This is a genomic window from Salinisphaera orenii subsp. orenii MK-B5 (assembly GCF_003788635.1).
GTDB classification, from domain to species: domain Bacteria; phylum Pseudomonadota; class Gammaproteobacteria; order Nevskiales; family Salinisphaeraceae; genus Salinisphaera; species Salinisphaera orenii.
Window position 1 is genome coordinate 36,337 of the sequence record NZ_AYKH01000023.1, and the last position, 24,787, is coordinate 61,123.

The 24,787-nt window shown below is 69.6% G+C and carries 19 protein-coding genes; 6 read left to right on the forward strand and 13 right to left on the reverse strand.

Annotated elements, in window-relative coordinates; all coding sequences use genetic code 11:
• Positions 1–27 precede the first annotated feature (27 nt).
• Complete coding sequence (locus tag SAOR_RS10765) at positions 28–1,185, reverse strand: TAXI family TRAP transporter solute-binding subunit (protein ID WP_123631429.1); 1,158 nt, start codon at positions 1,183–1,185, stop codon at positions 28–30.
• On the opposite strand from SAOR_RS10765, the gene SAOR_RS16825 reads away from it, so the two are divergent.
• Positions 1,184–1,372, forward strand: a complete 189-nt coding sequence (locus SAOR_RS16825) for a hypothetical protein (protein WP_185015649.1) — start codon at positions 1,184–1,186, stop codon at positions 1,370–1,372. The two genes, SAOR_RS10765 and SAOR_RS16825, sit on opposite strands and share 2 nt — an antisense overlap.
• Before the next feature lie 551 nt (positions 1,373–1,923).
• On the opposite strand, the gene SAOR_RS10770 is transcribed toward SAOR_RS16825, so the two are convergent.
• The 4 genes from SAOR_RS10770 to SAOR_RS10785 all read right to left on the reverse strand — a co-directional run bounded on the left by SAOR_RS10770 (position 1,924) and on the right by SAOR_RS10785 (position 4,909).
• Positions 1,924–2,742: an enoyl-CoA hydratase gene (locus tag SAOR_RS10770; RefSeq protein ID WP_123631430.1), complete on the reverse strand. Its 819-nt coding sequence runs from the start codon at positions 2,740–2,742 to the stop codon at positions 1,924–1,926.
• Between the two features lie 62 nt (positions 2,743–2,804).
• Positions 2,805–3,572 (reverse strand): 3-hydroxyacyl-CoA dehydrogenase, encoded by a 768-nt coding sequence (locus SAOR_RS10775; RefSeq protein WP_123592420.1) that lies wholly within the window; start codon positions 3,570–3,572, stop codon positions 2,805–2,807.
• 84 nt (positions 3,573–3,656) lie between these two features.
• Positions 3,657–4,430, reverse strand: coding sequence for a hypothetical protein (locus SAOR_RS10780; protein WP_123631431.1), 774 nt, complete (start codon positions 4,428–4,430; stop codon positions 3,657–3,659).
• A gap of 158 nt (positions 4,431–4,588) precedes the next feature.
• Positions 4,589–4,909, reverse strand: a complete 321-nt coding sequence (locus tag SAOR_RS10785; RefSeq protein WP_245965446.1) for an MGMT family protein — start codon at positions 4,907–4,909, stop codon at positions 4,589–4,591.
• A gap of 85 nt (positions 4,910–4,994) precedes the next feature.
• Here SAOR_RS10785 and SAOR_RS10790 point away from each other — a divergent pair, with 85 nt between their 5' ends.
• The 4 genes from SAOR_RS10790 to SAOR_RS10805 are packed head-to-tail and all read left to right on the forward strand — an operon-like array spanning position 4,995 to position 8,190.
• Positions 4,995–6,173: an acetyl-CoA C-acetyltransferase gene (locus SAOR_RS10790; RefSeq protein ID WP_123631432.1), complete on the forward strand. Its 1,179-nt coding sequence runs from the start codon at positions 4,995–4,997 to the stop codon at positions 6,171–6,173.
• Positions 6,174–6,189: 16 nt separating this feature from the next.
• Positions 6,190–6,891, forward strand: a complete 702-nt coding sequence (locus tag SAOR_RS10795) for an SDR family NAD(P)-dependent oxidoreductase (RefSeq protein WP_123631433.1) — start codon at positions 6,190–6,192, stop codon at positions 6,889–6,891.
• A gap of 24 nt (positions 6,892–6,915) precedes the next feature.
• Positions 6,916–7,749 carry an aldo/keto reductase gene (locus tag SAOR_RS10800; RefSeq protein WP_123631434.1) on the forward strand — a complete coding sequence of 278 codons (834 nt, stop codon included), beginning with the start codon at positions 6,916–6,918 and terminating at the stop codon, positions 7,747–7,749.
• A 24-nt stretch (positions 7,750–7,773) separates the two neighbouring features.
• On the forward strand, positions 7,774–8,190 hold the full coding sequence (locus SAOR_RS10805; protein ID WP_123631435.1) for a VOC family protein: 417 nt from the start codon (positions 7,774–7,776) through the stop codon (positions 8,188–8,190).
• 904 nt (positions 8,191–9,094) lie between these two features.
• Here SAOR_RS10805 and SAOR_RS10810 read toward each other — a convergent pair.
• Genes SAOR_RS10810 through imuA form a run of 3 tightly spaced genes read right to left on the reverse strand, consistent with a single transcriptional unit; the run spans position 9,095 to position 14,386 of the window.
• Complete coding sequence (locus SAOR_RS10810; protein WP_123631436.1) at positions 9,095–12,208, reverse strand: error-prone DNA polymerase; 3,114 nt, start codon at positions 12,206–12,208, stop codon at positions 9,095–9,097.
• Positions 12,205–13,656 (reverse strand): Y-family DNA polymerase, encoded by a 1,452-nt coding sequence (locus SAOR_RS10815; protein ID WP_123631437.1) that lies wholly within the window; start codon positions 13,654–13,656, stop codon positions 12,205–12,207. The genes SAOR_RS10810 and SAOR_RS10815 overlap by 4 nt, the downstream gene beginning before the upstream one ends.
• Complete coding sequence (gene imuA, locus SAOR_RS10820; RefSeq protein WP_123631438.1) at positions 13,604–14,386, reverse strand: translesion DNA synthesis-associated protein ImuA; 783 nt, start codon at positions 14,384–14,386, stop codon at positions 13,604–13,606. The genes SAOR_RS10815 and imuA overlap by 53 nt, the downstream gene beginning before the upstream one ends.
• Before the next feature lie 416 nt (positions 14,387–14,802).
• Between imuA and SAOR_RS10825 the strand changes: the two genes are divergently transcribed.
• A complete protein-coding gene (locus SAOR_RS10825; RefSeq protein WP_123631439.1) occupies positions 14,803–15,231 on the forward strand; it encodes a hypothetical protein in 429 nt (142 codons plus the stop codon).
• A 761-nt stretch (positions 15,232–15,992) separates the two neighbouring features.
• Here SAOR_RS10825 and cobN read toward each other — a convergent pair.
• From cobN to SAOR_RS10850, 5 genes are read right to left on the reverse strand one after another with little or no spacing between them, the layout of a single operon-like run.
• The gene (cobN, locus tag SAOR_RS10830; RefSeq protein WP_123631440.1) at positions 15,993–19,796 is read right to left on the reverse strand and encodes a cobaltochelatase subunit CobN; all 3,804 of its coding nucleotides are present in this window, start codon (positions 19,794–19,796) and stop codon (positions 15,993–15,995) included.
• 43 nt (positions 19,797–19,839) lie between these two features.
• The gene (gene cobW, locus SAOR_RS10835; protein ID WP_123631441.1) at positions 19,840–20,922 is read right to left on the reverse strand and encodes a cobalamin biosynthesis protein CobW; all 1,083 of its coding nucleotides are present in this window, start codon (positions 20,920–20,922) and stop codon (positions 19,840–19,842) included.
• A 29-nt stretch (positions 20,923–20,951) separates the two neighbouring features.
• Positions 20,952–22,310: a cobyrinic acid a,c-diamide synthase CobB gene (locus SAOR_RS10840; protein ID WP_123631442.1), complete on the reverse strand. Its 1,359-nt coding sequence runs from the start codon at positions 22,308–22,310 to the stop codon at positions 20,952–20,954.
• Complete coding sequence (locus SAOR_RS10845) at positions 22,307–24,007, reverse strand: ATP-binding protein (protein WP_123631443.1); 1,701 nt, start codon at positions 24,005–24,007, stop codon at positions 22,307–22,309. Before SAOR_RS10845 ends, SAOR_RS10840 begins: the two co-directional genes overlap by 4 nt.
• A complete protein-coding gene (locus SAOR_RS10850; protein WP_123592403.1) occupies positions 23,994–24,764 on the reverse strand; it encodes a CbtA family protein in 771 nt (256 codons plus the stop codon). Before SAOR_RS10850 ends, SAOR_RS10845 begins: the two co-directional genes overlap by 14 nt.
• Between the last annotated feature and the right edge of the window lie 23 nt (positions 24,765–24,787).

The following is a 24,787-nucleotide window of genomic DNA, read 5'->3' on the forward strand; positions in this document are numbered from 1 at the left end:
TGCGCCCGACGGGCCACGGCGCTCGGTCTAGAGGGAGTCGAGTGCGTCCTGACGATGTTTCTGCCAGATCTCGGCGAAAGCCTCCTCGCTCTTGCCCTCGCCCTCGGCGACGGCTTCCTTCCAGGCCGATTTCAGCGCGTTGAGCCGGGCCAGACGCTGGTCGTTCCAGGCCTGCATCTCATCGGTCCAGATGCCCTTTTCCTCGAGATACTTGATCGCGCCCGGGTGGAACGGGGCGTCGATCGGCGGGGTGCCGGCGCGCTCGAGGTTCCAGCGGTTCATCACCGACGTACCGTCCTTGTACATCGGATAGGTCTGGTCGAACGCCTTGAGGAAGTTGTATACGAAGTCCTCGTCCGTGTCGGCCTGGACCACCAGGACCGGATAGCGATAGGCGAAGATGTCGACCGGGTTGTCCTCGCTCAGGCCCGCGCCGACCGTTTCGCGATAGGGCTGGAGAAAGGGCGCGACCTTCTTGAGGCGCTCCCAGCCTTCGGTGTTGTCCGGGTCGACCTCGAGCCAGCGGATGCCGCGCGGCGACTCGGCAAGCTCATAGACCTGGCTCGGCGTGGTCGTGGTGCACGAGGCGTCGGCCTTGTCCTGGGCCAAAGAGCTCATGGCCGCGTTGTAGGTCGGGAACATGCGCGCATCGACGTCGTCTCGGCTCAGGCCGGCGAAGGCGAGCAGCGCATCGCATTTCTCGTTGATCGAGGGGTTGCCTGCCACATAGGCGAAACGCTCGCCCTCGAGTTCCTCCATGGACGTGATGTTCGCATCGCGCGCCGTGAAGATGCCGAACGAGGACGGCCGACCGGCCATCGTGCGCAGGTCCTGCGGGCCCCACTTGCGCTTGCCGAAATCGGCGACGCCTTCGGTGGCGAAGAAGGTCTCGGTCGCCAGGAACCCGACCTGAGCACGATCGTGCAGCAGCGGCTGGAGCCGGCCGATCGCCGAGCCCGAGGGCTGGATGCGGATCCGGGTGCCGAATTCGCGGCCGAAGGCATCGGCGATTGCGGAGGCCTCGGCGTAGCCGGCGGAACCGACGTCATAGGACGACCACGTCATGGTGCCGGGCAGGTCCGGCTTGCTGTCCTCGTCGGCGAGGGCCTGCGTCATCGGCGCGAGCGCGAGGGCGCCGAGCACGAGCGAGGCGGACAGTGGACGCAGAAAGGAATCGATGAGCATGGGCTGCTTGATCTCCGGTTTTATTGTAAAAGCGTCGTATTTGGCGGCCCGGGACGATTTCGATCCCGCGATGGGGAAACACGCTTTGGCCGGACCACCGGAAAGCGGCGTTCGCAAGCCTAAACGGCCGTCGTTCGAGCGTCAATATATTTATCGAGCACGATGGAATGCGGCTCTTGAAGGGTGAATTGTTTTTAAAAAACGGGAAAAATAACGAAGGACTGAACTTATTTCGTATTTGCCGTCGACGGCGGAATATTGAATCGACATGCGCCGCTGCGAGCGTACCCGAGACCGATGTTCGTATACAGAATACGAAGCCCTTGTCGCCGCGCCGAGTCCGGTGTACAAAAGGCTCGAGACATTGAGTTCGCTGTGAAAGTTGAGTAGCGTCGAGCCGCGAACAAAGAGGTGCTCAACTTCGCACAGATTCCACCGGGAGGTTCGCCGAAGCGGACTTGCCGGCCCGATAATGTCATTCGCACACTCGCCTGTGCCAATGGGCGAAAGATAGTATCGCTAAGCGGAATATATGTCGAGGTGTGCCATCCCTTGCCATGGAGTGGACGCTCCGATACGCGCCGCCGACGGCTCAGTGCGACACGCCTGCCGGCGCCGGCCGGGAATCGGCGCCGCTGCCACCGTGTCCCGTCGGGCTTCGGGCGTCTTAATCATGCGCCTCGAAGTGCGGGCTCATAGGGGGCGGGCAAGACGCTCACACCGAAGCGGACACCGCCCTCAGCGATCGCGCCAGTGCGGCGCGCGTTTCTCGAGGAAGGCGTCGATGCCTTCCCGTGCGTCGTGCGAGGACAGGTCGCAGGTGATGGCCTCGCTCGCATCGGCGTAGGCCTCGGCCAGGGGGCGCTCGATCTGGCGATGGAAGAGCGCCTTGCCGCGCCGAATGGCGTGACGGCTCTTGGCACAGATGCTGTCGGTGTAGCGGGCCACGCCCTCGTCGAGCGCGGCGTCGGTGACGACGGCGTTCACGAGGCCCCAGTCGCGTGCGGTCACGGCGTCGATGAAATCGCCGGTGACGAGCATCTCGAAGGCGCGCTTGGGCGCGATCGCACGGCTGAGCGCCACGGCCGGCGTCGAGCAGAACAGGCCGGCTCGGATACCGGAAACCGCGAACTGCGCCCGTTCGGCGGCGACCGCCAGATCGCAGCTGGCCACGAGCTGACAGCCGGCGGCGGTGGCCAGGCCCTGCACTCGTGCGATCACGGGCACGGGGTGAGCGACGATGCGCTGCATGAGCCCGCTGCAGCGGGCGAAGGTGGCCTCGTGGACGCGCCGGTCCTCGCTGGCGCGCAGTTCCCGGAGATCGTGGCCGGCACAGAACGCGGGCCCGTTCGCGGCGATCACCACGCAGCGGACCTCCGGGTTCTCGCCGCTGGCCAGGAGCGCGGCGTCGAGTTCGTCCAGCACCGCGTCGGACAGGGCGTTGTACTGCCGGGGTCGATTCAGTGTCAGGGTGCAGACACCGCGAGCGCCGACGCTCTGCAGCACCAAAGCGTCGGTGTCGTCGATTCGCGTGGGAGCGGTCTCGGATGGAGTCATCGGATTTAGCACCGAGCGATTTTCAGCCGATCATGCCACATACCGCCACGAGCCACGGCCTACTACTTAGGCTGCATCCGGATGGCGCCGTCGAGCCGGATGGTGCTGCCGTTGAGCATCGGATTCTCGATGATGTCGCGGGCCAGGCGGGCGTACTCGGCCGGCTGCCCCAGGCGCGACGGGAAGGGCACCATCGCCCCGAGCGAATCGCGGACATCCTCGGGCAGTTCGGCCATCATCGGCGTGTCGAACAGCCCCGGCGCGATGGTCATCACGCGAATGCCGTGGCGTGCCATCTCGCGGGCGATGGGCAGCGTCATGCCGACGACGCCGCCCTTGGAGGCGGCATAGGAGGCCTGGCCGATCTGGCCCTCGAAGGCCGCCACCGAAGCCGTGTTGATGATGACGCCGCGTTCGCCGTCGTCGTCGGGCGTCTCCGCGGCGATCGCCTCGCTGGCCAGCCGGATCATGTTGAAGCTGCCGATCAGATTGATCTGGATGACGCGACTGAACTGGGTCAGGTCGTGGGGGCCGTCCCGGCCGAGCACCTTGGCCGGGATGCCGATGCCCGCGCAGTTGATCAGCCCGTGCAGCCCGCCGCCGTGCTCGCGTGCCGCGGCTACGGCCGCGCGGCCGTCCTCCTCGCGCGTGACGTCGCAGTGGACGTAGTGGGCGGAGCTGCCGATGGCGTCGGCGGTCTCGCGTGCCTTGGTGTCGTCGATATCCGCCAGCACGACACGGGCGCCCGCCTCGACCAGCGCGCGAGCGCTGGCGGCGCCGAGCCCGGAGCCGCCCCCGGTGATCAGGAAACAGCGATCCTCGATGCGCATGATCTGTCCTTGTTATCTGCGTGAACGCCGGATCGCAGCCTAGCAGGCCCGGCCCGCAGGGCGCAGGCGCGGGCGTTTTGCGACTCAGCGTCGATGCGATCCGGGCGTGGGCGCGGACGTGGCGCCGGCCGACCAGGCGCCGATCCAGCGTCTGACGAACGGGGCCAGGTCGTGTGGCTGACAGGCGCGCGCGACCTTGAATCGACGCACGGAGCGGCATCGATAGGTGGCCGGCAGTCCAGACTCACGCACGGTGCGTGTCGAGGCGGGCCGGCTGCTGCCGCCGGCCGCGCCCGCCGACATGCGATGGCGGCCGGCCAGCAGCTGCAGCGGCTGTCGCGGGCGGGCGCAGTGAATGGCGTTGAAACGATGGACCAGCCCCGGCTCGTTCATCACCGCGAGTGGCGACAGGAACAGGTGGACGCCGCCGTCGGATTGCGGTTCCGCCCACAGGCTCACATCCTCGGGGCTGCCTGCGGCCCGATGGGCGTTTTCGAACGCTTGTTTCACACGCTCGCGTTCGCCGCGCGTCAGCGCATTGGCATCGAGGGCGATCCGGTACCAGCTCGCCGTCATGCGCATTCGTCGCGTTCGATGGCTCAGAAGCATGGCGATCTCCTCCTGTGTTATGGCGATCCTCATTTCGCCACGCGGCTGCGACGTGCGTCCATCCGGTAATTTACCCCCCTCGGGCCGCTGTTGCGCGCCGGCGCGCCCTGTGCTGGACGATAGCCCGCGGCGTGCGAAGCGCCTGGTCAGAAAATGACCGCCGGCCGCAATCCCTTGGTGCAGCGGAGCTGTCGCCGTTTGTTCACAGGCTTGTGCACGCCTGGTGTTGATTGTTGTTGGGGTGCGCACGGGCGGTTGTCTGCGCGGCAGCCTCGCACCGCGTCCACTTGGCGGGGCGGCCAGCGGCCCAAGCACGACGCGATCGCGGAAACCACGGCGTCCGGTCGCTCCGAGCCCCCTGTGCGCGAGGGCCGGCCGGGGCGCAGCTCGGGCGGCTGACTGCCGTATCAGTCGGGTTGCCAGCCGTGACGTTCGAGGTCGATACGTCCGCCGATGAAGACCACGCCCTCGGTCTCCAGCCGTCGCCGCTGGGTGAGCGCACCGGTGCTGCCCTCCGGCAGCGACAGCCGTCCGCGGGCGTTGATCACGCGATGCCACGGCAGTCCCGGCGGACATTGATGCATCGCATAGCCGACCTGGCGCGCGGCCCGGGGATGCCCGGCCAGCCGGGCGATCTGGCCGTAGGTGGCGACACGGCCCTCGGGGATCCTGCGCACCAGGGTGAAGATCGCGGCGTGGGTGAGCTTTGACTTGCGGCTTGCGGACATGGGCGCGGACATCGCGCTTTACAGGGTTCGGGCAGGCTGGCACAAACGTAGGCTCAGCGTTGCGGGCAGAGCAGGACATTGCGTCATGGGTGAAGCGTACATCGTATCGGCAATGCGCACGGCCGGCGGACGCCGGGGCGGACGCCTGTCGGGCTGGCACCCGGTGGATCTCGCCGGCACGCTGATCGACGGGCTCGTGGACTCCACCGGCGTCGCACCGGATGCGGTCGACGACGTCATTCTCGGCTGCGTCGGCCAGGTCGGCGAGCAGGCGGTCAACGTCGCCCGCAACGCGGTGCTGGCCTCGAGCCTGCCCGAAGCCGTGCCGGGTACCAGCGTCGACCGGCAGTGCGGTTCGTCGCAGCAGGCCCTGCACTTCGCCGCCCAGGCCGTGATGTCGGGCTGTCAGGACGTGGTCGTCGCCGGCGGGGTGGAGAGCATGACCCGCGTGCCCATGGGGGCGCCGCTCACGCTGGCGAAGCAGGCCGACATGGGTCTGTACATGAGCCCCGCGATCCGGACGCGCTATCCCGCGACGGAGCTGTTCAGCCAGTTCGAGGGCGCCGAAATGGTGGCCGAGAAATACGGCCTCGAACGTTACGCGCTGGACGAGTTCGCGCTCGACAGCCATCGCCGGGCCGCACAGGCGGCCGAAGCCGGCGCCTTCGAAGACGAGATCCTGCCGGTCTCCGTGCTCGATCCCGAGACCGGCGGCCAGTGCATGCACGCGGTCGACGAGGGCATTCGCTTCGACGCCACGCGGCAGGCCATCGCCGGCGTCTCGCCGCTGGCCGAGAACGGGCGCATCAGTGCCGCGACCGCGAGCCAGATCTGCGACGGTGCCAGCGGCGTGCTGGTGGTCAACGAGAACGGTCTGCGGCGGTTGGGCGTGACGCCGATGGCTCGGGTCCACCACATGAGCGTCATCGGCCACGACCCGGTGATCATGCTGGAGGCGCCGCTGCCGGCCACGGAGCGGGCACTGGCGCGCACCGATCTGTCGGTCGACGACATCGACCTGTTCGAGGTCAACGAGGCCTTCGCCCCGATCCCGCTGGCCTGGCTGGCGGCCACCGGCGCCGATCCGCAGCGGATGAACGTGCACGGCGGCGCGATCGCGCTCGGCCACCCGCTCGGCGCCACCGGCACCCGGCTCATGACGACGCTGGTGCACGGCCTGCATCGCCACGGCGGGCGTTACGGACTGCAGACGATGTGCGAAGGCGGCGGCATGGCCAACGTCACGATCGTGGAGCGGCTGTGAGACCGGGGTGTCTGGCATGAGTCCTCCGGTCTGTGCGATTCCCGGCGCCGGCCCGGGCAACGGCCGGGCGCTGGCCCGGCGCTTCGCGGCGGCGGGCTATCGCGTGGCCTTGATCGCGCGCCGCGACGAGACGGTCGCCGCGAGCGCCGAGGGGTTGGGCGCGGCGCACGGCTATGTCTGCGACGTGACCGACGGGGCGGCCGTCGAGGCGACGTTCAAGGCCATCGCGGCGGAGCTCGGCCCCGTCGAGACGCTGCTCTACAACGCGGGCAACGCCGTGTTCGGCAGCGTGGACGAGGTCGAAGCCGCGGATCTCGAAGCCGCCTGGCGCACGAATACGCTCGGCCTGTTCCACTGCACGCGCGCGGTCCTGCCCGGGATGCGTGCGGCCGGCGCCGGCCACATCGTGGTTTCCGGCGCCACCGCGAGCCGCAAGGGCGGGGCGCGTTTCGCCGGGTTCGCCCAGGCCAAGGCCGCGCAGTATAGCCTCGCGCAGTCGCTCGCTCGCCAGCTCGGACCCGAGGGCATCCACGTGGCGATCGCGATCATCGACGGCGTCGTCGCCACCCCGCGCACCCGTGAGATGATGCCGGACAGGCCCGATACCTTCTTTCTCGATGCCGATGCGATCGCGGAATCCGTCTATCAGATCACGCGTCAGCCGCCGTCGGCGTGGACGTTCGAGTTCGATCTGCGGCCGTTCGGCGAGCGCTGGTAACACCACCACAGCAGAGTCCAAGACATGAAGACGGTGACACTGCCCTGCGGCGAGTCGGTGCCCGCGCTCGGCCAGGGTACCTGGTTTCTGGGCGACGATCCGGCGACGCGCGACACCGAGGTGGCCGCGCTACGCGCCGGCATCGATCACGGCATGCGCCTGATCGATACCGCCGAGATGTACGGCAGCGGCCGCGCCGAACGGCTGGTCGGCGAGGCGATCGCCGGCCGCCGCGACGAGGTGTTCCTGGTCAGCAAGGTGCTGCCGTCGAACGCGGACACGTCCTCGGCCATCGCCGCCTGCGAAGCCAGCCTCGAACGGCTCGGTACCGATCATCTCGATCTGTATCTGCTGCACTGGCAGGGCGGCGTGCCCTTCGAGGCCACGCTCGAGGCGTTCCGGCGGCTGCAGGCGGACGGCCGCATCCGCCACTTCGGCGTGAGCAATCTCGATCTGGCGGCGAGCCGGCGCTTCGTCGACTGCGAGGGCGGGGCGGCGATCCAGGCCAACCAGCTGCTCTACAACCTGGCCCAGCGCGGCATCGAATGGGAGCTGCTGGGCTGGCTCCGGGAACGCGGGATCGCGACGATGGCGTATTCGCCCTTCGACCACGGCGGGCTGCTGCGGCACGCGGGTCTGGCCGCCTTCGCCCGGGCACGCGACCTGACGCCCGCCCAGGCCGCACTGGCCTGGCTGCTCGATCGGGGCGGGGTGATCCCCATCCCGAAATCCGGCGACCCGGATCGCGTGGCCGAGAACGCCGCAGCACTCGAGGTCACGCTCGGCGTCGACGATCGGGCCGAGCTCGACCGGCTGTTCGCGCCGCCCGCCGGACCTGAGCCGCTGCAGATCTACTGACCCGTCAATCTTCCGGAGACCGACATGCCGCGTTTGAACGGTGTCATCGAGACCATCCTCTACACGGCCGACATGGCGCGTGCGCGAGCTTTTTTCGAGCAGGTGATGGGGCTGACGGCGCACGTGGCCGATCATCGCTTCACCGCCTACCCCGTCGGCACGAGCATGCTGCTCCTGTTCGCCCAGGGCGAGACCCTGGAAACGGTCGAACTGCCCGACGGCATGGGCACGATTCCGCCGCACGACGGCGGCGGGCGCCAGCACATCGCGCTGGCGATCCCCGAGGACGAGCTCGCGGCATGGGAGGTACATCTCGCCGCGCACGAGGTCGCCATCGAAGGCCGCACCCACTGGCCGAAAGGGGCCGAGAGCCTCTATTTTCGGGACCCCGACGGCCATCTGCTGGAGATCGTCACCCCCGGCATCTGGCCGAACCACTAGCCTCCTGTTCCGCCTTGGGGCCGTCGTCGCAGCCCGGTAGGGGCGTCGTCAGGGCTGGGCACATCATCGTGGGTCGGCCGGCCAGCAAAGGCGGCGACGTCGCCTCGGCGCTCGGGTCGGTTAACGCTTCATGCGAGGACCCGCCGAGCGCCCTGGTGCGGCAAGGCGGGGCGTCATGCGCGCCGGGCAGTCATTGTGCCAACGTGCAACAACGCTGGATCGTCGCACCACAGTGATTGGCCTTCCGGGTTGGACCACACATCGCGCGCTGCGGCGTTGCCCGCCTGGATCGTGGCTCGCCACGATCGGCAATTCGCGCCTTGCCACGCGCGGTGTGCGGTCTCCAATGCGGCGTTCGCACGAGATGTTGATAGGCCTTGGCGCCCTCGGGCTACATCGGGAAGCGATCATCGGCGGCGCCGCGCTGCCGCGCTGTCTGGCTGTAGGGCGGCGACGGTGCGCGCGAGCCGCGGCCCTTCGGTCATCGCTCGTCCGGTGACTGCCATGATCATGAGCGAAACAGGAGCTCCGGCGACATGGCGAATTCGCACGGCCGATATGTGAACCGGCGCGGCGCATCCGGCATGCAGGTCCGCCAGCGCCCGCCACCGGACTTGCCGTGTCCACCGTCTCGGGCATCAATCCGATCGATCCCACCTGCGCTGGCGTTGCCGCGTTGTCGATGCGGCGCCGCAGCTTAGCCTGGCGGCGTTGTGGCCCGGAGCGTTGGCTGGCCGTCACGCGTGAACGAGTCGGCCGGCGTGTGCCGCGGCCGATCGGGGTCGGATTGGCCTGCCGGCATCTAACCTGGGCTCGCCAGCGCGAATGCGCACGTCTGCGATGCGATGCCGGCGGTGGTCGCAAGTGCGAATCCAGCCCGCCCCCTGACACGCGGCCGAGGCGGTCAGTGAAAATCCCGTGACCGCACGTCGAGCTGGCCCAGCAGCGGAGTGTCGTCGACGATATGCCGCGCCACGCAGTGGGTGACCGGCCCGTTGCGCTGCATGACGCCGAGCACCCGCAGCAGCCGGGCGCTGACGACCGCCACCCGATAGCGCGCCAGCAGACGGGCATGGATGACCAGATTCACCTGACCGGTCTCGTCCTCCAGCGTGACGAACGTGGTGCCCTTGGCGCTGCCCGGGCGCTGGCGCATGGTCACGATCCCGGCCACATGCACGCTGCAGCCGTCGGCCTGACGGTTGAAGTCGGCCGCGCAGAGCACGCCGGTGGCGCGCAGCCGTTCGCGCAGCAGGGCCATCGGATGGCGGCGCAGGGTCAGGCCGGTGCTGGCGTAGTCGGCGACGATGTCGGCGGCTTCGCGCGGTTCGGCCAGCGTCACCGACGGCTCGGGCGCATCCAGGCCGGCGAACAGATCGTCCTGGACGCCGGCGGCGGCGATCTGCCACTGGGCGCTGTGGCGGTGTCCGGCCAGCCCGCGCAGGGCATCGGCGCGGGCGAGGGCGTTGCGGGCGCGGCGGTCGAGCCGCGCCCGCTGGACCAGGTCGGCGACGCTCTGAAAGGGCGCCTCGGCGCGTGCGGCGGCAATGCGTTCGGCCGCGGCCGGGGCCAGGCCGCGCACCAGCCGCAGTCCGAGGCGCAGCGCCGGCCGATCGCCGGCGGCCGCGGCGACGCCGGGCTCGGCCTCCAGGCTGCAGTCGACGTGCGAATGGCGCACGTCGGTCGGGCGTACCGCGACGCCGTGGCGGCGGGCATCGGCCACGATCTGGGCCGGCGCATAGAAGCCCATCGGCTGGCTGTTGAGCAGGGCGGCCGCGAAGGCGGCCGGCTCGTGGCATTTCAGATACGACGAGACATAGACCAGCAGGGCGAAACTCACCGCGTGGGACTCGGGAAAGCCGTAGCTGCCGAAGCCCTTGATCTGTTCAAAGATGCGGTCGGCGAATTCGTCGGCATAGCCGTTGTCGCGCATGCCGCGCTTCAGGCGTTCGCGCCAGGGCTCCAGGCCCCCTTTCTTCTTCCAGGCCGCCATCGAACGGCGCAGGCCGTCGGCTTCCGCAGCGCTGAAGTCGGCCGCGACCATGGCGATCTTCATCACCTGCTCCTGGAAGATGGGCACGCCGTGGGTGCGTTCGAGCACGCCGCGCAGCGCCTCGCTGGGATATTCGATCTCGGCGGGATCTCGTGCCCGGTTGAGCAGATAGGGGTGGACCATGCCGCCCTGGATCGGGCCCGGCCGCACGATGGCGACCTCCACCACCAGGTCGAAGAAACGCCGGGGCCGGAGCCGCGGCAGCATGCTCATCTGGGCGCGGGACTCGATCTGGAACACCCCCACCGTATCGGCGGCGCTGATCATGTCGTAGGTGGCGGTATCGCCGCCGGGGATCTCCGCCATCGTCCAGCGCACGCCGCGGCTCGCTTCGACGAGGTCCAGACAGCGACGGATGCAGGTGAGCATGCCCAGCGCCAGCACGTCGATCTTGAGCAGGCCGACGGCCTCGAGATCGTCCTTGTCCCACTGGATGATGGTGCGTTCAGCCATCGCCGCGTTCTCCACCGGCACCAGTTCCTCGAGCGGCCGGTCGGAGAGCACGAAACCGCCCACGTGCTGGGACAGATGGCGCGGGAAGCCGATCAGGTCGTCCACCAACCAGAGGATGCGTTCGAGGCTGCGCTGGCCGATGTCGATCCCCCGTTCGGCCAGCTGCGCAGCCAGCGTGCCGTCGGCGCTGCGGCTGGACAGCGCCGAGGCCAGGGTGTCGATGCCGTCCGCGCTCAGACCCATGGCCCGGCCCACGTCGCGCATGGCGCTGCGCGGCCGGTAATGGATGACGGTGGCCGCGAGCGCGGCCCGGCCGCGGCCGTACTTGCGGTAGATGTACTGGATGACCTCCTCGCGGCGCTCGTGCTCGAAGTCCACGTCGATGTCCGGCGGTTCGCCGCGGTCGCGGGAGATGAAGCGCTCGAACAGCAGCTCGTGGCGGGCCGGGTCGACTTCGGTGATGCCCAGGCAGAAGCAGACCACCGAATTGGCCGACGAGCCGCGGCCCTGGCAGAGAATGCTCCGGCTGCGGGCATGGGCGACGATGTCGTGCACGGTGAGGAAATAGTGCGGATAGTTCATTTCGCCGATCAGCGCGAGTTCGTGCTCGATCTGCCGGCGCAGGCGCGGGCTCGGCCCCTGCGGCCAGCGTCGCGCGCTGCCGCGTTCGACCAGACGACGCAGATGCGACAGGGCGGTCTCGCCGGCCGGCACCAGTTCCGCCGGGTAGTCGTAATGGATCTCGCGCAGCGAGAAATCGCAGTCCGCGGCCACCCGGCGCGCGGCCGCCAGCGCTGCGGCCGGATAGAGCCGGTGCAGGGTGGCGACCGGGCGCAGGTAGCGTTCGCCGTTGCCGGCCAGCCGGGTGCCGGCCGCGGCGACCGTGGTGCCGTGGCGCAGGGCGGTGAATACATCCTGCAGGGCACGCCGCGCGCGGCTGTGCATGTGGACATCGCCCGTGGCGATCAGCGGCAGGCCGTACTGGGCGCGCAGGGCGGCCAGCGTATCCCTGTGGGCCGTATCGCGAACCCGTCGATGCAGCGCCAGGGCGATCCGGGCGGTACCCGGATAGCGCGTGGCCAGCCAGGCGAGGGTGGCGTGCAGCGCGGGCCCGGGCGGGGTGTCGTGCTCGGGCAGGACGATCAGCCAGCAGTCGTCGAGATCCATGGCCTCGAAGTCCGCCCGCTCGATGCGATAGACGCCCTTGTCCGCCCGTCGCCGGGCGGTGGTGATCAACTGGCAGAGACGAGTGTAGCCGTGGCGGTTGCGCACCAGGACCACCAGCGTGACGCCGTCGCTGCAGGTGAAGCGCGCCCCGAGAATGAGCTTGATGCCGGTCTTTTCGGCGGTCTGCAGGGCGCGTACGGCACCGGCCAGGCTGGCCTCGTCGGTCAGCGCGATGGCCTCGTAGCCGAGTGCCGCGGCCCGGGCGACGAGCTCCTCCGGGGTCGAGGCGCCGCGCTGGAAGGAAAACGCGGACAGGCAGCACAGCTCGGCGTGCGTTGCGCTCATCCGAACAGGCCGTGCAGATAGTAGGGCGACGGGCCGCCGCGGGCCGCGTCGAGATCGCGATAGATCCAGAGCAGGCGGCCGCGCCGGTCGCGAGCCCGATAATAGTCGCGGCGCACGGCCTGCGCGTCCCACCAGCCGCTTTCGATGCGCTCGGGGCCGGCGATGAAGGTCAGTGTCTCCGGTGCCGCGATCGGCCGGGGGTGCGCGTAGAGCCACAGCGGCCGCATGGCGTTGCCGGTCGGCGTCTCGATCGGCGGCCGATCGCCTGTGGCGCTGGCTTTTTCGGGGCGATGCGCGTCCGGCGCGTGCAGCCACCCGACGGCGTCGTGCCCGAGCCGGGCGCGCAGCCGGTCGAGCACGGCCGGCCATGCGCCCGGCTCGACGCCCGGCCGGGCGGCCTCCGACAAGAGCTGGCTCTGGGCCTGCTCGCGCCGTCGCAGGCGTTCGCTGGCCAGGCCGATCTCGACCACCGGGGCCGTCAGCTCGACCCGGGTCAGCCGATCGTTGACCACCCGTTCGAAGTGCGCGGCGTCGTGGGCCGGGCTGTTCAGGCGCAGATCCAGCCGGGTGCGGCTATCGTCCTCGTGGATGAGGATGAGCCGCAGATGCTGGATGGCGGCGTCGGCGCCGCGCAGGAACGCGGCCAGATCGGCGAGAACACGCCGCAGCACGAAGACCAGCCCCTGGGTCGTGACCACGGCGCCGGTGAGTTCGTGACGGGTGCGATAGCGGGCGGGCAGTCGATACAGGGGCAGGCCGTGCGGCCTGTGGCCCTGGAGCCGGTCCAGATCATCGAGCAGGGCGGCGCCGTAACGCCGCATCAGCGTGGCCGGGGGCAGCGCGAGCAGTTCGCCGAGCGTTCGGAAGCCGCTGGCCTGCAGCGAGGCGAGCGTGTCCGCGTCGAGGGCCAGACAGGACAGCGGCAGTGCCGCCCGCTCGGTCCGCGCCCGGGATCGGGGCGCGCGGGTTCGTGCCAGGGCGGCCTGTGGCGTGCTGTCGATACCGGCCGCATGGCGATGGCCGAAGCGCTTCAGATCCGCCGCGATCCGCCGGCGCAGCGCGCGCCGGCCGCCGAACAGACGCAGACTGGCCCCGATCTCGAACACGAGATGGCTGCCGCCGGCGGTGTCGTATGGCGGCTCGCCGGCGCAGGCGAGGTGCACGTGATCGCTGTATTGCCAGGCCCAGCCGGCCAGACGCGTCAAGGCGGCCCGCTCGCCGGCCGGACGACGCGACAGCACGCCGGCATCCGGCTGTCGCAGTCGTGCATCCGCAAGGTCCATGCCATGGCGCACACCGGCCGCCACCGCATCGGCCGTGGCCGCGACCACGAAGCAGCGGCTGCCGCGGGTCTCGACCACCAGCCACGAGCCGTCGGCCGTCTCCCCGGTGCGGCTATCGAGGGGCCAGTGGGGGAAACGCAGGGCGAGCCACAGTGCCGTCGTCATTGCAGGCCTCGGCATGGGTTTCGAATCCTCGGGTCGCGGGCGACGACTCAGGCATGAAGATCCAGGGCCGGTCACGACCCGGCTGCAGGCCGTCGAGGCGGGCGCCGGCCGGACCGCGACATTTGCGGACCTCGATCCGCTGGCCTCGGTCGCCCCGGGTGATCGCAAGCCGAAGGGCCGCCGGCGAGCGCTGCCCGACACAGGCCAGATCGCGATAGACGAAGATCGGGCAGGCGGCGTTCTCGGCGGCCAGTTGCAGCTTGCGCAGGGCCGTGTTCGTCAGGCCGTCAGACCAGAACACGAAGCCCGCGAAGCCGCCCGAGTGCGCCATCTGCTCGATGGCCCAGACACATTCACCGTCATCCCCGCCGGCGATCAGCGGCAGGCGCCGGATATCCAGCCCCTGGGCCGCCAGCGCCGGGGCATTGAGCGGGCGGGGCGGGGCGACTAGACCGATTCGGCTGTCGGGATGCGCACTCAGCCGTTGCCCAAGACACGTCAGGAGCAGACTGAATTCGCCCGTTCCAGCCGTCTCGACCAGAAACTCCGTCACGGCGTGGGCCGGATAGCCGCCACCCGGCAGCAGGCGATCGAGGGCACTCCAGCCGCTGCCCACGATGGACTGACGCGCCTGCTGACTGGCCCGGCGCAGCCCCAGCCGCTGCCACTGGCTCGCGTCGCCCGGCAGCGAATGGCGGCGCTGTGTCTTGATGGGGCGCGCGGATCGCATGACTGTATTTATATACAGTTATTGTCGCCGTGGCCAGCCTCCGATCATTCGTCCGACTCAAGTCCCTGTATGGGCGACCGTGCGTTGCGACATCGCCTGAAGCCAATGGCTGATCCGCGCGAATCTATCGACCCGGAATCGGAAACCGGGGAGGAGCGTGGTTGCGACCGTACGTTCAAAGCCGGTCGGCCCCTCGTTCTGCCGTCTTGCGGCGGTTCAGCGCCTGGGGGAATGTCGCTGCCCGGCACGATGGGCCGATTAGAGACACGGTGCGAGCGGGTCGTCTCAAGAGGGAACGCTTTCAGTGACGCGGGTGCCCTGAACTACGGCCACTTGGTCTGATCGCCAGCACCTGACGTCAGGTTTCCCGATCGCAGCCGATAACGCCGCTCGTGGGTTAGAGAGCGGGTTCGACTGTGCAACATCCGATCAGCTACTGGCGCATGTTCATCGCCGTGACGGCCGGCGTTGTCGTCGGCAACATTATTCTCACCATCTTATGGGGTGTCGTCGGCACCATGGCCGTCGGCGCATTCGTCAATGCGTTGGACTTCGATTTCGGTGGAACCCCCGGCTCGTCGGTCACGAGCGGCCGCGAGTATCGCCAGCAGCGCCAGGAAGAACGCAATCAATCGCCTGGTATCCCGCAATCAGCCGCGCGGCCGTCGATCGAGCAATCGCTACGCGATCAACGCCAGAACACCCCGACGGGCCGAAAGCTCTACGTTCAGTGCCGCACCTGGCGCATTCAGTACAACAGCTCGCCAAGCGATGCGCGCCGGGCCGGCCGCGATCGAGCGTGCAACGCGTATCGCGCCTATATCGAGTCCGGCCGGGCTCCGTGATGGCTCATGACAGACGCCCGTAGGGCGCTAGGTCAAAAGCAGACGGGTAACCACCGATCGGTAATTCGCGATTCGACAGACCCGGCGAATCGCCGACCAAGTCGCGTGAGCCTTGAGACCCCAGGCGCAGGTCAACTCAGGAGGCTGCCATTTCGTCGTTGTATGGCTGAATCATGTGGCATACAGCGATCGAGAGGATTAAAACCAATAAATACGCATAATGTATATTATGTTAAATATTGTGTCGGGCTGAGCAGATGTGAAGCACATCGCTGGTTCTTCGGCTGCCACTCCATTATTGCGACGCGCATTCATGTGAAGGTCATCACTTCTGGTATCCGCGTAGCAACGGCGCGTTTCGACGCCCACACTCAGGGCATCGGCCACGACCTCTTCGCTCTAGCTCGAACGAGCAAGCCTGTTGTCCAGTCAGGCCTGACGCTCGTTGATGTTATCGATTGCGTCACCGCGTGCGTGTCCGCGAGCGCATCGTGAAGACGCACTCCGATGGTTATCGCGTCGAATCACTGGGTGTTATCGGGCGCGACGAGCCCGCCGTCTGTGATGTCGAGGTTGAACAGCGAACGGGAGTTCGCGAACGGCGGCGAGTCTGCGACCAAGTCAGGCGCTTGCCGCTGACATGGACCGGATGACGTGGTCCGATGCGGTTGCTCAACACCCTGTTGGTCTGAGCTGGCCTGACGATCGGATGCGGACAATGTCTCTCCGCGTGGCCGGCAGCGCCTGTTCTCGTGGCGCACCTATTCGAGCGGTTGTTCGTAGCCTTCCTCGAGTTCCAGAATCGCGTTCTCGATGTGTTCGCGATAGGCGCCGGGTTCGTGCCAGAGGCCGCGCTGCATGGCTTCGAGCATGCGTTCGGACATGTTGCGCAGCGCATCCGGATTGTGGGCTTCCACGAACGCCCGGTTGTCCTCGTCGAGGATCAGCGCGTCCGAAACGGCGGCATACTGGTAGTCGGCGACCACCTGCGTGGTGGCGTCGTAGGCGAACAGGTAGTCGACCGTGGCGGCCATCTCGAAGGCGCCCTTGTAGCCGTGGCGCTGCATGGCGCCGATCCATTTCGGGTTGGTCACCCGGGTCCGGATCACGCGGTTGATCTCCTCGGTGAGCGTGCGGATGCGCGGCGCGCCCGGGTTGCTGTGGTCGCCGTGGTAGACGGTCGGCATACGGCCACTGCGGCGGCTGCGGGCGGCGTTGGCCATGCCGCCCTGGAACTGGTAATAGTCCGCGGAATCGAGGATGTCGTGCTCGCGGTTGTCCTGGTTCTGGATGACCGCCTCGAGCCCTTCGAGGCGGTCGTTGAACGCCTCGAAGGCCGCCTCGCCGTATTCGCGTTCGCCGTAGGCGTAGCCGCCGCGCTCGACGTAGGCGTCGGCCAGATCGTCGCCGTCACTCCAGTCGCCGGCGTCGATCCGCTCGCTCAGGCCTGAGCCGTAGGTGCCGGGCTGCGAGCCGAACACCCGGAAGCTGGCCTGGCGCATGGCGCTGTCGTGGTCGTGGCCCTGCGCCAGAAGTTCGGCCACCCGCTGCTCGACGTTGGCCCGGATGGTGTTGCCCTCGCCCGGGTCCTCGAACGTGGCCAGCCGGCGGACCGCGGCATCGAACAGCCGGATGATGCCGGCGAAGGCATCGCGAAAGAAGCCTGAGACGCGCAGGGTGACGTCCACCCGCGGCCGGCCGAGCTGAAAGGCGGGCACGATCTCGAAGTCCACCAGACGATTGGAGCCCGGGGCCCAGACCGGCTTGATGCCCATCAGCGCGAACGCCTGAGCGATGTCGTCGCCGCCGGTGCGCATCGTGGCCGTGCCCCAGACCGACAGCCCGATCCGGCGCGGATAGTCGCCCTGCTCCTGCAGATGCCGCGTGATCAGCGCCTCCGCTGATGTCCGACCCAACTCCCAGGCCGTCGTTGTCGGAATCGCGCGGCTGTCGACGGTGTAGAAGTTGCGGCCGGTGGGCAGCGTGTCCAGGCGTCCGCGGGTGGGCGCCCCGCTCGGCCCCGGCGGGACGAAACGCCCGTTCAGCCCGCCGAGTGTGTGCGCGATCTCGTCGGCGACGCCGCGCGTGAGCGCCGGCAGCAGCGTGTCGCGGACATAGTCCAGCAGCGCCGCGGTCTGCGTGAGGCCCCGCACGGCCGTCATATCGCCGTCGATCACCGCCCGGGCGACGAGATCGACCGCCAGCTGCTCGAGGCGTTCGCGGGTGTGATGATCCGTGCGCCAGCCCTGCGACGACAGCGAGGCGAGGATCGCCGGCTTCGGCCCGGCCCAGGCCTGGCCGTCCACCCGGAGCGGGTCGAAGTCGCCAAGCTCCAGATCGGCCGCGAGGGCGTGCAGCAGACCGCGGTCAGTCGCGCCCTCCCCGCGCGGCATGCGGGTCAGCGAGACCAGAGTCTCGGCCAGCTGCGCCCGATCCGGCAGCCGGCCGAGGCAATGCAGGCCGCCCCTGATCTGGGCTTCCTTGAGATCGCAGATATAGGTGTCGAGCCGGGCCAGGATCGCCTCGTCGTCGCTCGGGTCCTCGGCGATCTCGTCGGCGACGTGGCTGCGCCGGGCGATCTCCAGAATGCGATCGCGCAGATAGGTCTCGCGCCGGCGATCCAGGCCCGCGGCCTCGAAGTATTCGTCGACCAGGCCTTCCAGCTCGGCCAGCGCGCCGTGGCTTTCCGCGCGCACGATCGGCGGCGTCATGTGGTCGATGATCACGGCCTGGCTGCGGCGCTTGGCCTGGGCGCCCTCGCCCGGATCGTTGACGATGAACGGATAGAGTTGCGGCATCGGGCCGAGGGCGATGTCCGGCCAGCAGTGTCGTGACAGCGCCACGCTCTTGCCCGGCAGCCACTCGAGGTTGCCGTGCTTGCCGACGTGGATCACGGCATCCACCGCATAGACTTCGCGCAGCCAGGCGTAGAAGGCCAGATAGCCGTGGGGCGGCACCAGATCGGGGTCGTGGTAGTTGGCGGCCAGGTCGATCCCGAAGCCGCGCGCCGGCTGCGGCCCGACGAACACGTTGCCGAAGCGCAGCCCGGCGATCTGCAGACGCCCGTCCTGATGTTTCGGATCCGCCCGCGGTTCGCCCCAGCGCTCGAGGACCGCGGCCTGACTGGCGGCCGGCAGGGTCGCGAACCAGTCCTCGTAGACGGCGATGTCCAGACTCTGGTGACTCGGCTTGAACTCGTTGCGCGCGGCATCGTTGGAGACCGCCGCCCGCAGGTGCTCCATCAGCGCGGTCGGATCGTCGGGCAGCGCGCCGGTGTCGTAGCCGTCCGCGCGCAGCGCGGCCAGCAGCTCCAGCGTCGAGGCCGGCGTGTCCAGCCCCACGCCGTTGCCGATGCGCCCGTCGGTGCCGGGGTTGTTGGCGAGGATCAGGGCGATGCGCTTGTCGGCGTTCGGCCGCGTCTGCAGACGGGCCCAACGTCGGGCGAGATCGGCCACGAAAGCGGCACGTTCGGGCATCAGCTCGTGGCGAACGACATCGATCTCGCAGCGTCGGCTACGGTACGCCAGGGTCTTGAAGGCCACCGCGCGGGTGACGATGCGGCCGTCGAGCTCGGGCAGCACCACGTACATTGCCAGATCGCGCGACCGCAGGCCCGCGTTCTGCTCTGTCCAATCCGCTTCGGTGGTGCTGGCCGGGATCAGCTGCAGGACCGGGATGTCGCGGGCGAAGGTGGCGCGACCGGTGCCGGGGTCAGAGGCCGTGGCCGCGTTGGTCGCCGCCCGCAGCGCGAAGCCGGTGGTGTTGAGCACGACCGCGGCGTCGGCCGCCTCGATGAACTCGTCGATCGCGGCCAGACAGGCGGGCTCCTTGAGCGAGGCGACGGCCACCGGCAGCGGGTTCAGCCCCCGGGCCATGAGCACCTCATACAGGGCCTCGAACACCGCGGTGTTGCCGTTCTGCAGATGACTGCGATAGAGCACGACGACGGCTACCGGCCGGTCGTGGCCCGCCGGCCAGCGGGCACGCCAGTCCGCGAGCGTGGCCGGCAGCCGCTGGGGATGATGGATCAGTGCCCGCGCCAGCACTGTCGGCTCGCGCCAGTCGAAGTCCCGGTCGAGACAGGTGGCGGCGACGAAGCGCATCAGCGCCTCGGCGTTGTCCGCCCCGCCCTCGCGGGTGTAGCGCCACACGCGGTGGGCGGTGTCGTAGTCGACCGTCGAAAGCGCGAAGACCTCGTCGTCGTGGTAGTCCTCGCCGGGAACCACGATCAGCTGGCGGTCGGAAGCCGCAGTGGCCCAGTCGGTCAACTGCTCGACCCCGTACGGCCAGTAGGCGCGGCCGCCGATCAGCGATACGACCACCACCCGGGCCCGGTCCAGCGTGCGGTCGCGATACAGATCCAGCGCCGCGGGCTTGGACAGATTGCGCCAGTTCGCCAGACGCAGGCTCGGAAATTCCGCCGGCAGCCGTTCGGCGGCCTGGGCCAGCATCGCCAGCACGCCGTCGGCCGCGCTCAGGATCACCATGTCGGCCGGCGACTGGTCGAGGTCGATGATGCCCTCGCCGTCGGCGAAGCCGCCCGGTTGTGCCGCCAGTAGATGCATGTCGCTCTCGGGCCGGTACGCGCGTCGAACGCGCGGCGCCGTGTCAGTCGGCGTCGGCGGTGGCCACCTCGGCCTCGCCCAGCACCGCGCGGATGCGGTCCCGGTCAAGATCGTGGCCGATGAACACCAGCCGCGTCTCGCGGCGCTCCTCGGCCGCCCACAGGCGATCGAAGTAATGGGCGACGCGCTCGCCCACCGCCTGGACGACCTGGCGCATCGGCTTGTCGCCTACCGCCGCGAAGCCCTTGGCGCGGTAGATCGTCTGTTCCGCGATGAGCTGCTGCATGCCCGCTAGCAGGCGCTCGCTGTCGACCGGCCCGAGTGCGATCACGGTCGAATCGAAGTGGTCATGGGCGTGCTCGTGCGCCTCGCCGGCGGCGTGGTGGGCGTCGTGGTGGGTCTGGAGCGCCTCGATGCGATCCTCGGTCGCCGAGTCCAGCCCCGTCAGCAACTCCGGATCGGCGGCGCCGTTGTCCACGAACAGCGTCTTCACCCGCGCCGGCAGCCGCGACCGCAGCCACTCGTCGACCGCGTCGCGATCGGCCGCGCTCAGCCGGTCGGCCTTGCTCACGATCGCCAGATCCGCGGCGGCGAGCTGATCGTCGAGCAGTTCCTCCAGCGTGGGGTCGTGATCCAGGGCATCGTCGGCGAGCCGGGCGGCGTCCACGCGCTCCGGCTCGTGCGCCCAGGTGCCGGCCGCGATCGCCGGGCCGTCGAGCACGGCGATGACCGAGTCGACCGTGCAGTGCTGCTTGATCTCGGGCCAGTTGAAGGCCTGGACCAGCGGCTTGGGCAGCGCCAGACCGGAGGTTTCGATGACGATGTGGTCGATCGTATCGCGCTTTTCGATGAGCTTTTTCATCACCGGCACGAACTCCTCCTCGACCGTGCAGCAGATGCAGCCGTTGGCGAGTTCGAAGATGCCGTCTTCGCCCTCACCCTCGTCGTCACAGGCCAGCGGACAGCCGCGCAGCAGCTCGGCGTCGATATCCATTTCGCCGAACTCGTTGACGATCACGGCGATGCGCTTGTCCTGCGCGTTGCGGATCAGGTTCGACAGCAGCGTGGTCTTGCCGCTGCCGAGAAAACCGGTGACGACCGTGGCGTGGATCTTGTCGAGTTGCATGATCGGACTCCGAAGCGTCGGTTGGAGAATCAGGAGACGGCGGTCGTGGCGGTCTGCGCGCCGGCGGTCGATGACCGCGCGGCGCCGCCGACCAGGGCCGCCGTGGCCGCCGGATTCGAGGCGAAGAACAGATGCAGATAGGTCGCGGTGAGGCCGCGATCGCGCACGATCGCTTCACCGGGCGCGGGATGCCGCGGCCGACGCCCGTGCGCGATCGGCACCGCGCCGTCGTCAGTGGCCGAACGATGGTGGGCGTGACCGCGGATCTCGCCCTCGGGCAGTGGCGCGGTCTGCATGCCCTGGCAGCCGCCCTTCGCGCGCATGCGCCCGGCGCCGGGAATCAGACCGACCATCCGATGCGTCGGCCCGTCCAGCTCGGTGAGGCTGTCCTGCAGATAAAGCATGCCGCCGCATTCGGCGAGCATCGGCCGGCCCGAGCGATGAAACGCCTGCAGCGCGGCGTGCATCGCGGTGTTGGCGGCCAGATCGGCCGCGTGCAGCTCGGGATAGCCCCCGGGCAGCCAGAGCGCGTCCACGTCCGGCAGCGCGGTGTCGTCAAGTGGCGAGAAATACCGCAGTTCCGCACCCATGCTTTCCAGTAGCCGCTCGTTGGCGGCATAGGCGAAGCTGAATGCGGCGTCCCGGGCGACGCCGATGCGGTGGCCCGCGAGCCACGGCCCGGGCACGGCCGCCGGCTTTCGGGTGAAAGCGACCGGAAGCGGAGCGTCCGGCAGCGATGTTCTTTCGATGCGCTCGGCCGCGGCGTCGAGGGCCGCCTCCAGAGACGCCCCCTGCTCCTGCGCCTGGACCAGGCCGAGATGCCGATGCGGCAGGGCCACCGCCTCGTCCCGGGCCAGGCAGGCCAGCAGCGGCAGGTCCGCGGGCAGCGCCTCGGCGATCAGGTCGGCATGGCGCGCGCTGCCGACACCGTTGGCCACCAGGCCGGCGACCGCCAGTTCCTCGCGGGCGTGCTGCAGTCCGGCGGCCACGGCGGCCGCGGTCTGGGCCATGCCCCGGCAGTCCAGCACCAGAGCCACGGGCAGACCGAATTCGGCGGCGAAGTCCGCGCTTGACGGCTGGCCGTCGTGAAGGCCCATGGTGCCCTCGACCAGAATAAGATCGGCCGCTCCCGCGGCCTCGAACAGGCGCTGGCCGCAGTAGTCGGCGCCGGCCATCCACAGATCGAGTGGCTCGACCGCACTCCCGGCTGCCGCGGCCAGAATCTGAGGATCGAGATAATCCGGCCCCGCCTTGAATACCGCCACGCGCCGGCCGCCACGGCGGGCGGCACGTGCCAGCGCGGCCGTCACCGTGGTCTTGCCCTGCCCCGAGGCGGCCGCGCCGATAAGCAGCGCCGGACAGGCGCGTGTCTCGGTTTCGCGGCTCATGACGATACCGCCAGTGCCCGGGGGCTGGCGATGTAACCGCCGCCGAGTCGATTCGCCAGTCGGCGGGCGCGGCCGAGCGGCACGCGGGCGCGCTCGGTGTCGACCACGGCCAGCGCGCCGGGCCAGCACAGCTCCGGGATGTCGTCGCGACAGCGGCCGTCGGTGAACAGCAGCGTGCGCGTGCGCAGCCCGGGTTCCCGGCGTACCAGCCGTCGCAGCCGCTCTTCGGCGATGCGCAGCGCGGCGCGCAGCGGCGTGCCGCCGCCGGCGGGCCAGTCGGCGAGCGCGCGCTCGCACTGTTTCGGCGCCCTTTTAGGGGCGATCAGCCAGTCGATCCGGTCGCCGCCGAAGGCCAGTATCGCCAGCCGTTCGCGGGCGCGCCAGGCGTGCCGGGCGATGCCGGCGACCGCCGACCGGGCCTCGTCCTGGGCCGCCTGCCCCAGGGTCGAGGCCGAGGTGTCGAGGAGAATGCAGTTCAGTGTGGCCGGCCGGGTGCTGGCCGGACGGTGCACGAGCCGGCGCGGACGCCGATGCGCGGTGCGCGCCGCATCGCCCAGGGTGCGGAACCAGTCGACGCGCCGCCCGGCCGGGCCTGCGAGCGACGCGCCGCCGCGCGGGTCGCGTCCGGGCCCCGCGCCTCGCCCGGCGACGGCGGTCTGCGCGGCTCGACCGACCGGGTCGGCGTTCGGCAGTGCCGCGGGATCGGTCGTGACGGCGCGCTGCGGCGCGATTCGTCGGGGCGGCAGTCCGCCCCAGGTATCGCCCTGGCCGCTATCGGCCCGCTCGCTCGACCCCTCGGCCCCGCCCTGCCCGCCGGCGGCGCCACCGGAGCCCTCGCTGTCGTCGACGTTCCGCCGATGACAGAGCACGAACTCGGCGACCGCTTCGACGTCTTCCGCGGTCACGTGCTCGCGTGCCTGCCAGGCGGCGTGGGCGACGGCGGCCTGGCGCCAGTGGATGTCCGCGCGAACGCCCTCGACACCCGCGGCCAGGCAGCGCTCGGCGATCGCGTTCTTGATCTCGTCGTTACAGTCGATCTGCGGGAGCCGGGCGCGGGCGGCCTCGAGGCGTTCGGCGAGCGCGGCCTGGGCCGGGGCGTGCTCGGCGGCGAAGTCCTCGGGGTCGCGCGTGTAGGCCAGTCGCTGATCCACGATCCGACGACGCGTTTCGGCGTCGTAATCGGTATCGAGCACCACGCACAGCCCGAACCGGTCCGCGAACTGGGGCCGCAGGTCGCCCTCGTCCGGATTCATCGTGCCCATGAGCACGAATTCCGCGGCGTGCTCGTGGCTGATGCCGTCGCGCTCGATGCGATTGACCCCGGAGGCGGCCACGTCCAGCAGTACGTCCACCAGCGCATCGGCGAGCAGATTGACTTCGTCGATGTACAGATAGCCGCCATGGGCGCGGCCGATGACGCCGGGCTGGTGGGCGACTTCGCCGGTGCCCAGCGCGCGTTCCAGATCGAGCGTGCCGACGACCTGTTCTTCGGTCGCCCCCAGCGGCAGCGTCACGAAACGACCGTCGGCCCGCCGATCGATCGCGGCCAGCGCCCGGGCCAGCGTCGATTTAGCCGAGCCGCGCGGGCCGGAGATGAGCACCCCGGCCAGGCCCGGCTCGATCGCGGCAAGCAGCAGCGCGGTCTTCAGCCGCTCTTGGCCGACGACCGCCGCGAAGGGGAAATCAGCCCGCGGCATGCGCCCCGCCGATCACGTCGCGATCGAGCACCCAGCGTTGCATCGCCCAGCCGCAGGCCACGCCCAGCACCAGCCAGAACACGGCATTGGTCAGCCCGGCGGCCCAGACGAACTGGCCGTGAATCGTCTCCAGCGCGGCCGCGGTGGCGGCGTCGTGGCCGCCATAGGGCGAAGCGGGCATCTCCGGTGCGCCGAACAGATAGGGCAACGGCAGCAGCACGAGCGCCGGCAGCTTCCGCCAGCCCGGCGCGAAGACGGCGATGGCCAGGGCCGCCGCGGTCACCGCGGCCGTGAACAGCCACCAGAGCTGGCGCTCGGTCAGGCCGGCCGAGGCCGCGCCGGGCACCTCGGGCGGCAGCCCCAGCGAGGGCGCGACGAACACCACGGCGAAGCCGGCCAGCCCCCAGGCCGCGCCGGTGGCGGCGTTCACCGGTGCGCCGCGGCCGCGGGCGGCGATATACATGGCCACCATCAGCAACAGGCTGAAGCCGATGGCCACGCCCATGTTGGTGACGATCGTGAAGCCGATGCGCTGGGCGCCGTCGGCGGGCGCCCAGGCCGTGCCGTCACCGTGATGGCCGTGGCCAGCCTCGGCGCTGTGTTCGTGTTCGTGGCCATGGGCGTGCCCGTGGCCCTCGGCCTGGTGTTCGGCCGCGGCGATCAGCGGCGCGGTGGAGAACTGCTCGCCGAGACCGAGCAGCGCGCCCACGAGGGCGCCCACCAGCACGGCGCTGAGAATCAAGCGTCGAAAGAGCATCGCGTATCCCGTTGGCATGCACC

Bases quoted from the DNA above. Each gene is read 5' to 3' on its own strand.
- SAOR_RS10785 (WP_245965446.1), bottom strand. From the start codon at position 4,909: ATGTCCGCAAGCCGCAAGTCAAAGCTCACCCACGCCGCGATCTTCACC.
- SAOR_RS10810 (WP_123631436.1), bottom strand. From the start codon at position 12,208: ATGAGCGCAACGCACGCCGAGCTGTGCTGCCTGTCCGCGTTTTCCTTC.
- SAOR_RS10815 (WP_123631437.1), bottom strand. From the start codon at position 13,656: ATGACGACGGCACTGTGGCTCGCCCTGCGTTTCCCCCACTGGCCCCTC.
- SAOR_RS10850 (WP_123592403.1), bottom strand. From the start codon at position 24,764: ATGCTCTTTCGACGCTTGATTCTCAGCGCCGTGCTGGTGGGCGCCCTC.
- SAOR_RS10775 (WP_123592420.1), bottom strand. From the start codon at position 3,572: ATGCGCATCGAGGATCGCTGTTTCCTGATCACCGGGGGCGGCTCCGGG.
- SAOR_RS10770 (WP_123631430.1), bottom strand. From the start codon at position 2,742: ATGACTCCATCCGAGACCGCTCCCACGCGAATCGACGACACCGACGCT.
- SAOR_RS10840 (WP_123631442.1), bottom strand. From the start codon at position 22,310: ATGAGCCGCGAAACCGAGACACGCGCCTGTCCGGCGCTGCTTATCGGC.
- SAOR_RS10790 (WP_123631432.1), top strand. From the start codon at position 4,995: ATGGGTGAAGCGTACATCGTATCGGCAATGCGCACGGCCGGCGGACGC.
- SAOR_RS10795 (WP_123631433.1), top strand. From the start codon at position 6,190: ATGAGTCCTCCGGTCTGTGCGATTCCCGGCGCCGGCCCGGGCAACGGC.
- SAOR_RS10765 (WP_123631429.1), bottom strand. From the start codon at position 1,185: ATGCTCATCGATTCCTTTCTGCGTCCACTGTCCGCCTCGCTCGTGCTC.
- SAOR_RS10845 (WP_123631443.1), bottom strand. From the start codon at position 24,007: ATGCCGCGGGCTGATTTCCCCTTCGCGGCGGTCGTCGGCCAAGAGCGG.
- cobN (WP_123631440.1), bottom strand. From the start codon at position 19,796: ATGCATCTACTGGCGGCACAACCGGGCGGCTTCGCCGACGGCGAGGGC.
- SAOR_RS10800 (WP_123631434.1), top strand. From the start codon at position 6,916: ATGAAGACGGTGACACTGCCCTGCGGCGAGTCGGTGCCCGCGCTCGGC.
- SAOR_RS10805 (WP_123631435.1), top strand. From the start codon at position 7,774: ATGCCGCGTTTGAACGGTGTCATCGAGACCATCCTCTACACGGCCGAC.
- SAOR_RS16825 (WP_185015649.1), top strand. From the start codon at position 1,184: ATGGGCTGCTTGATCTCCGGTTTTATTGTAAAAGCGTCGTATTTGGCG.
- imuA (WP_123631438.1), bottom strand. From the start codon at position 14,386: ATGCGATCCGCGCGCCCCATCAAGACACAGCGCCGCCATTCGCTGCCG.
- cobW (WP_123631441.1), bottom strand. From the start codon at position 20,922: ATGCAACTCGACAAGATCCACGCCACGGTCGTCACCGGTTTTCTCGGC.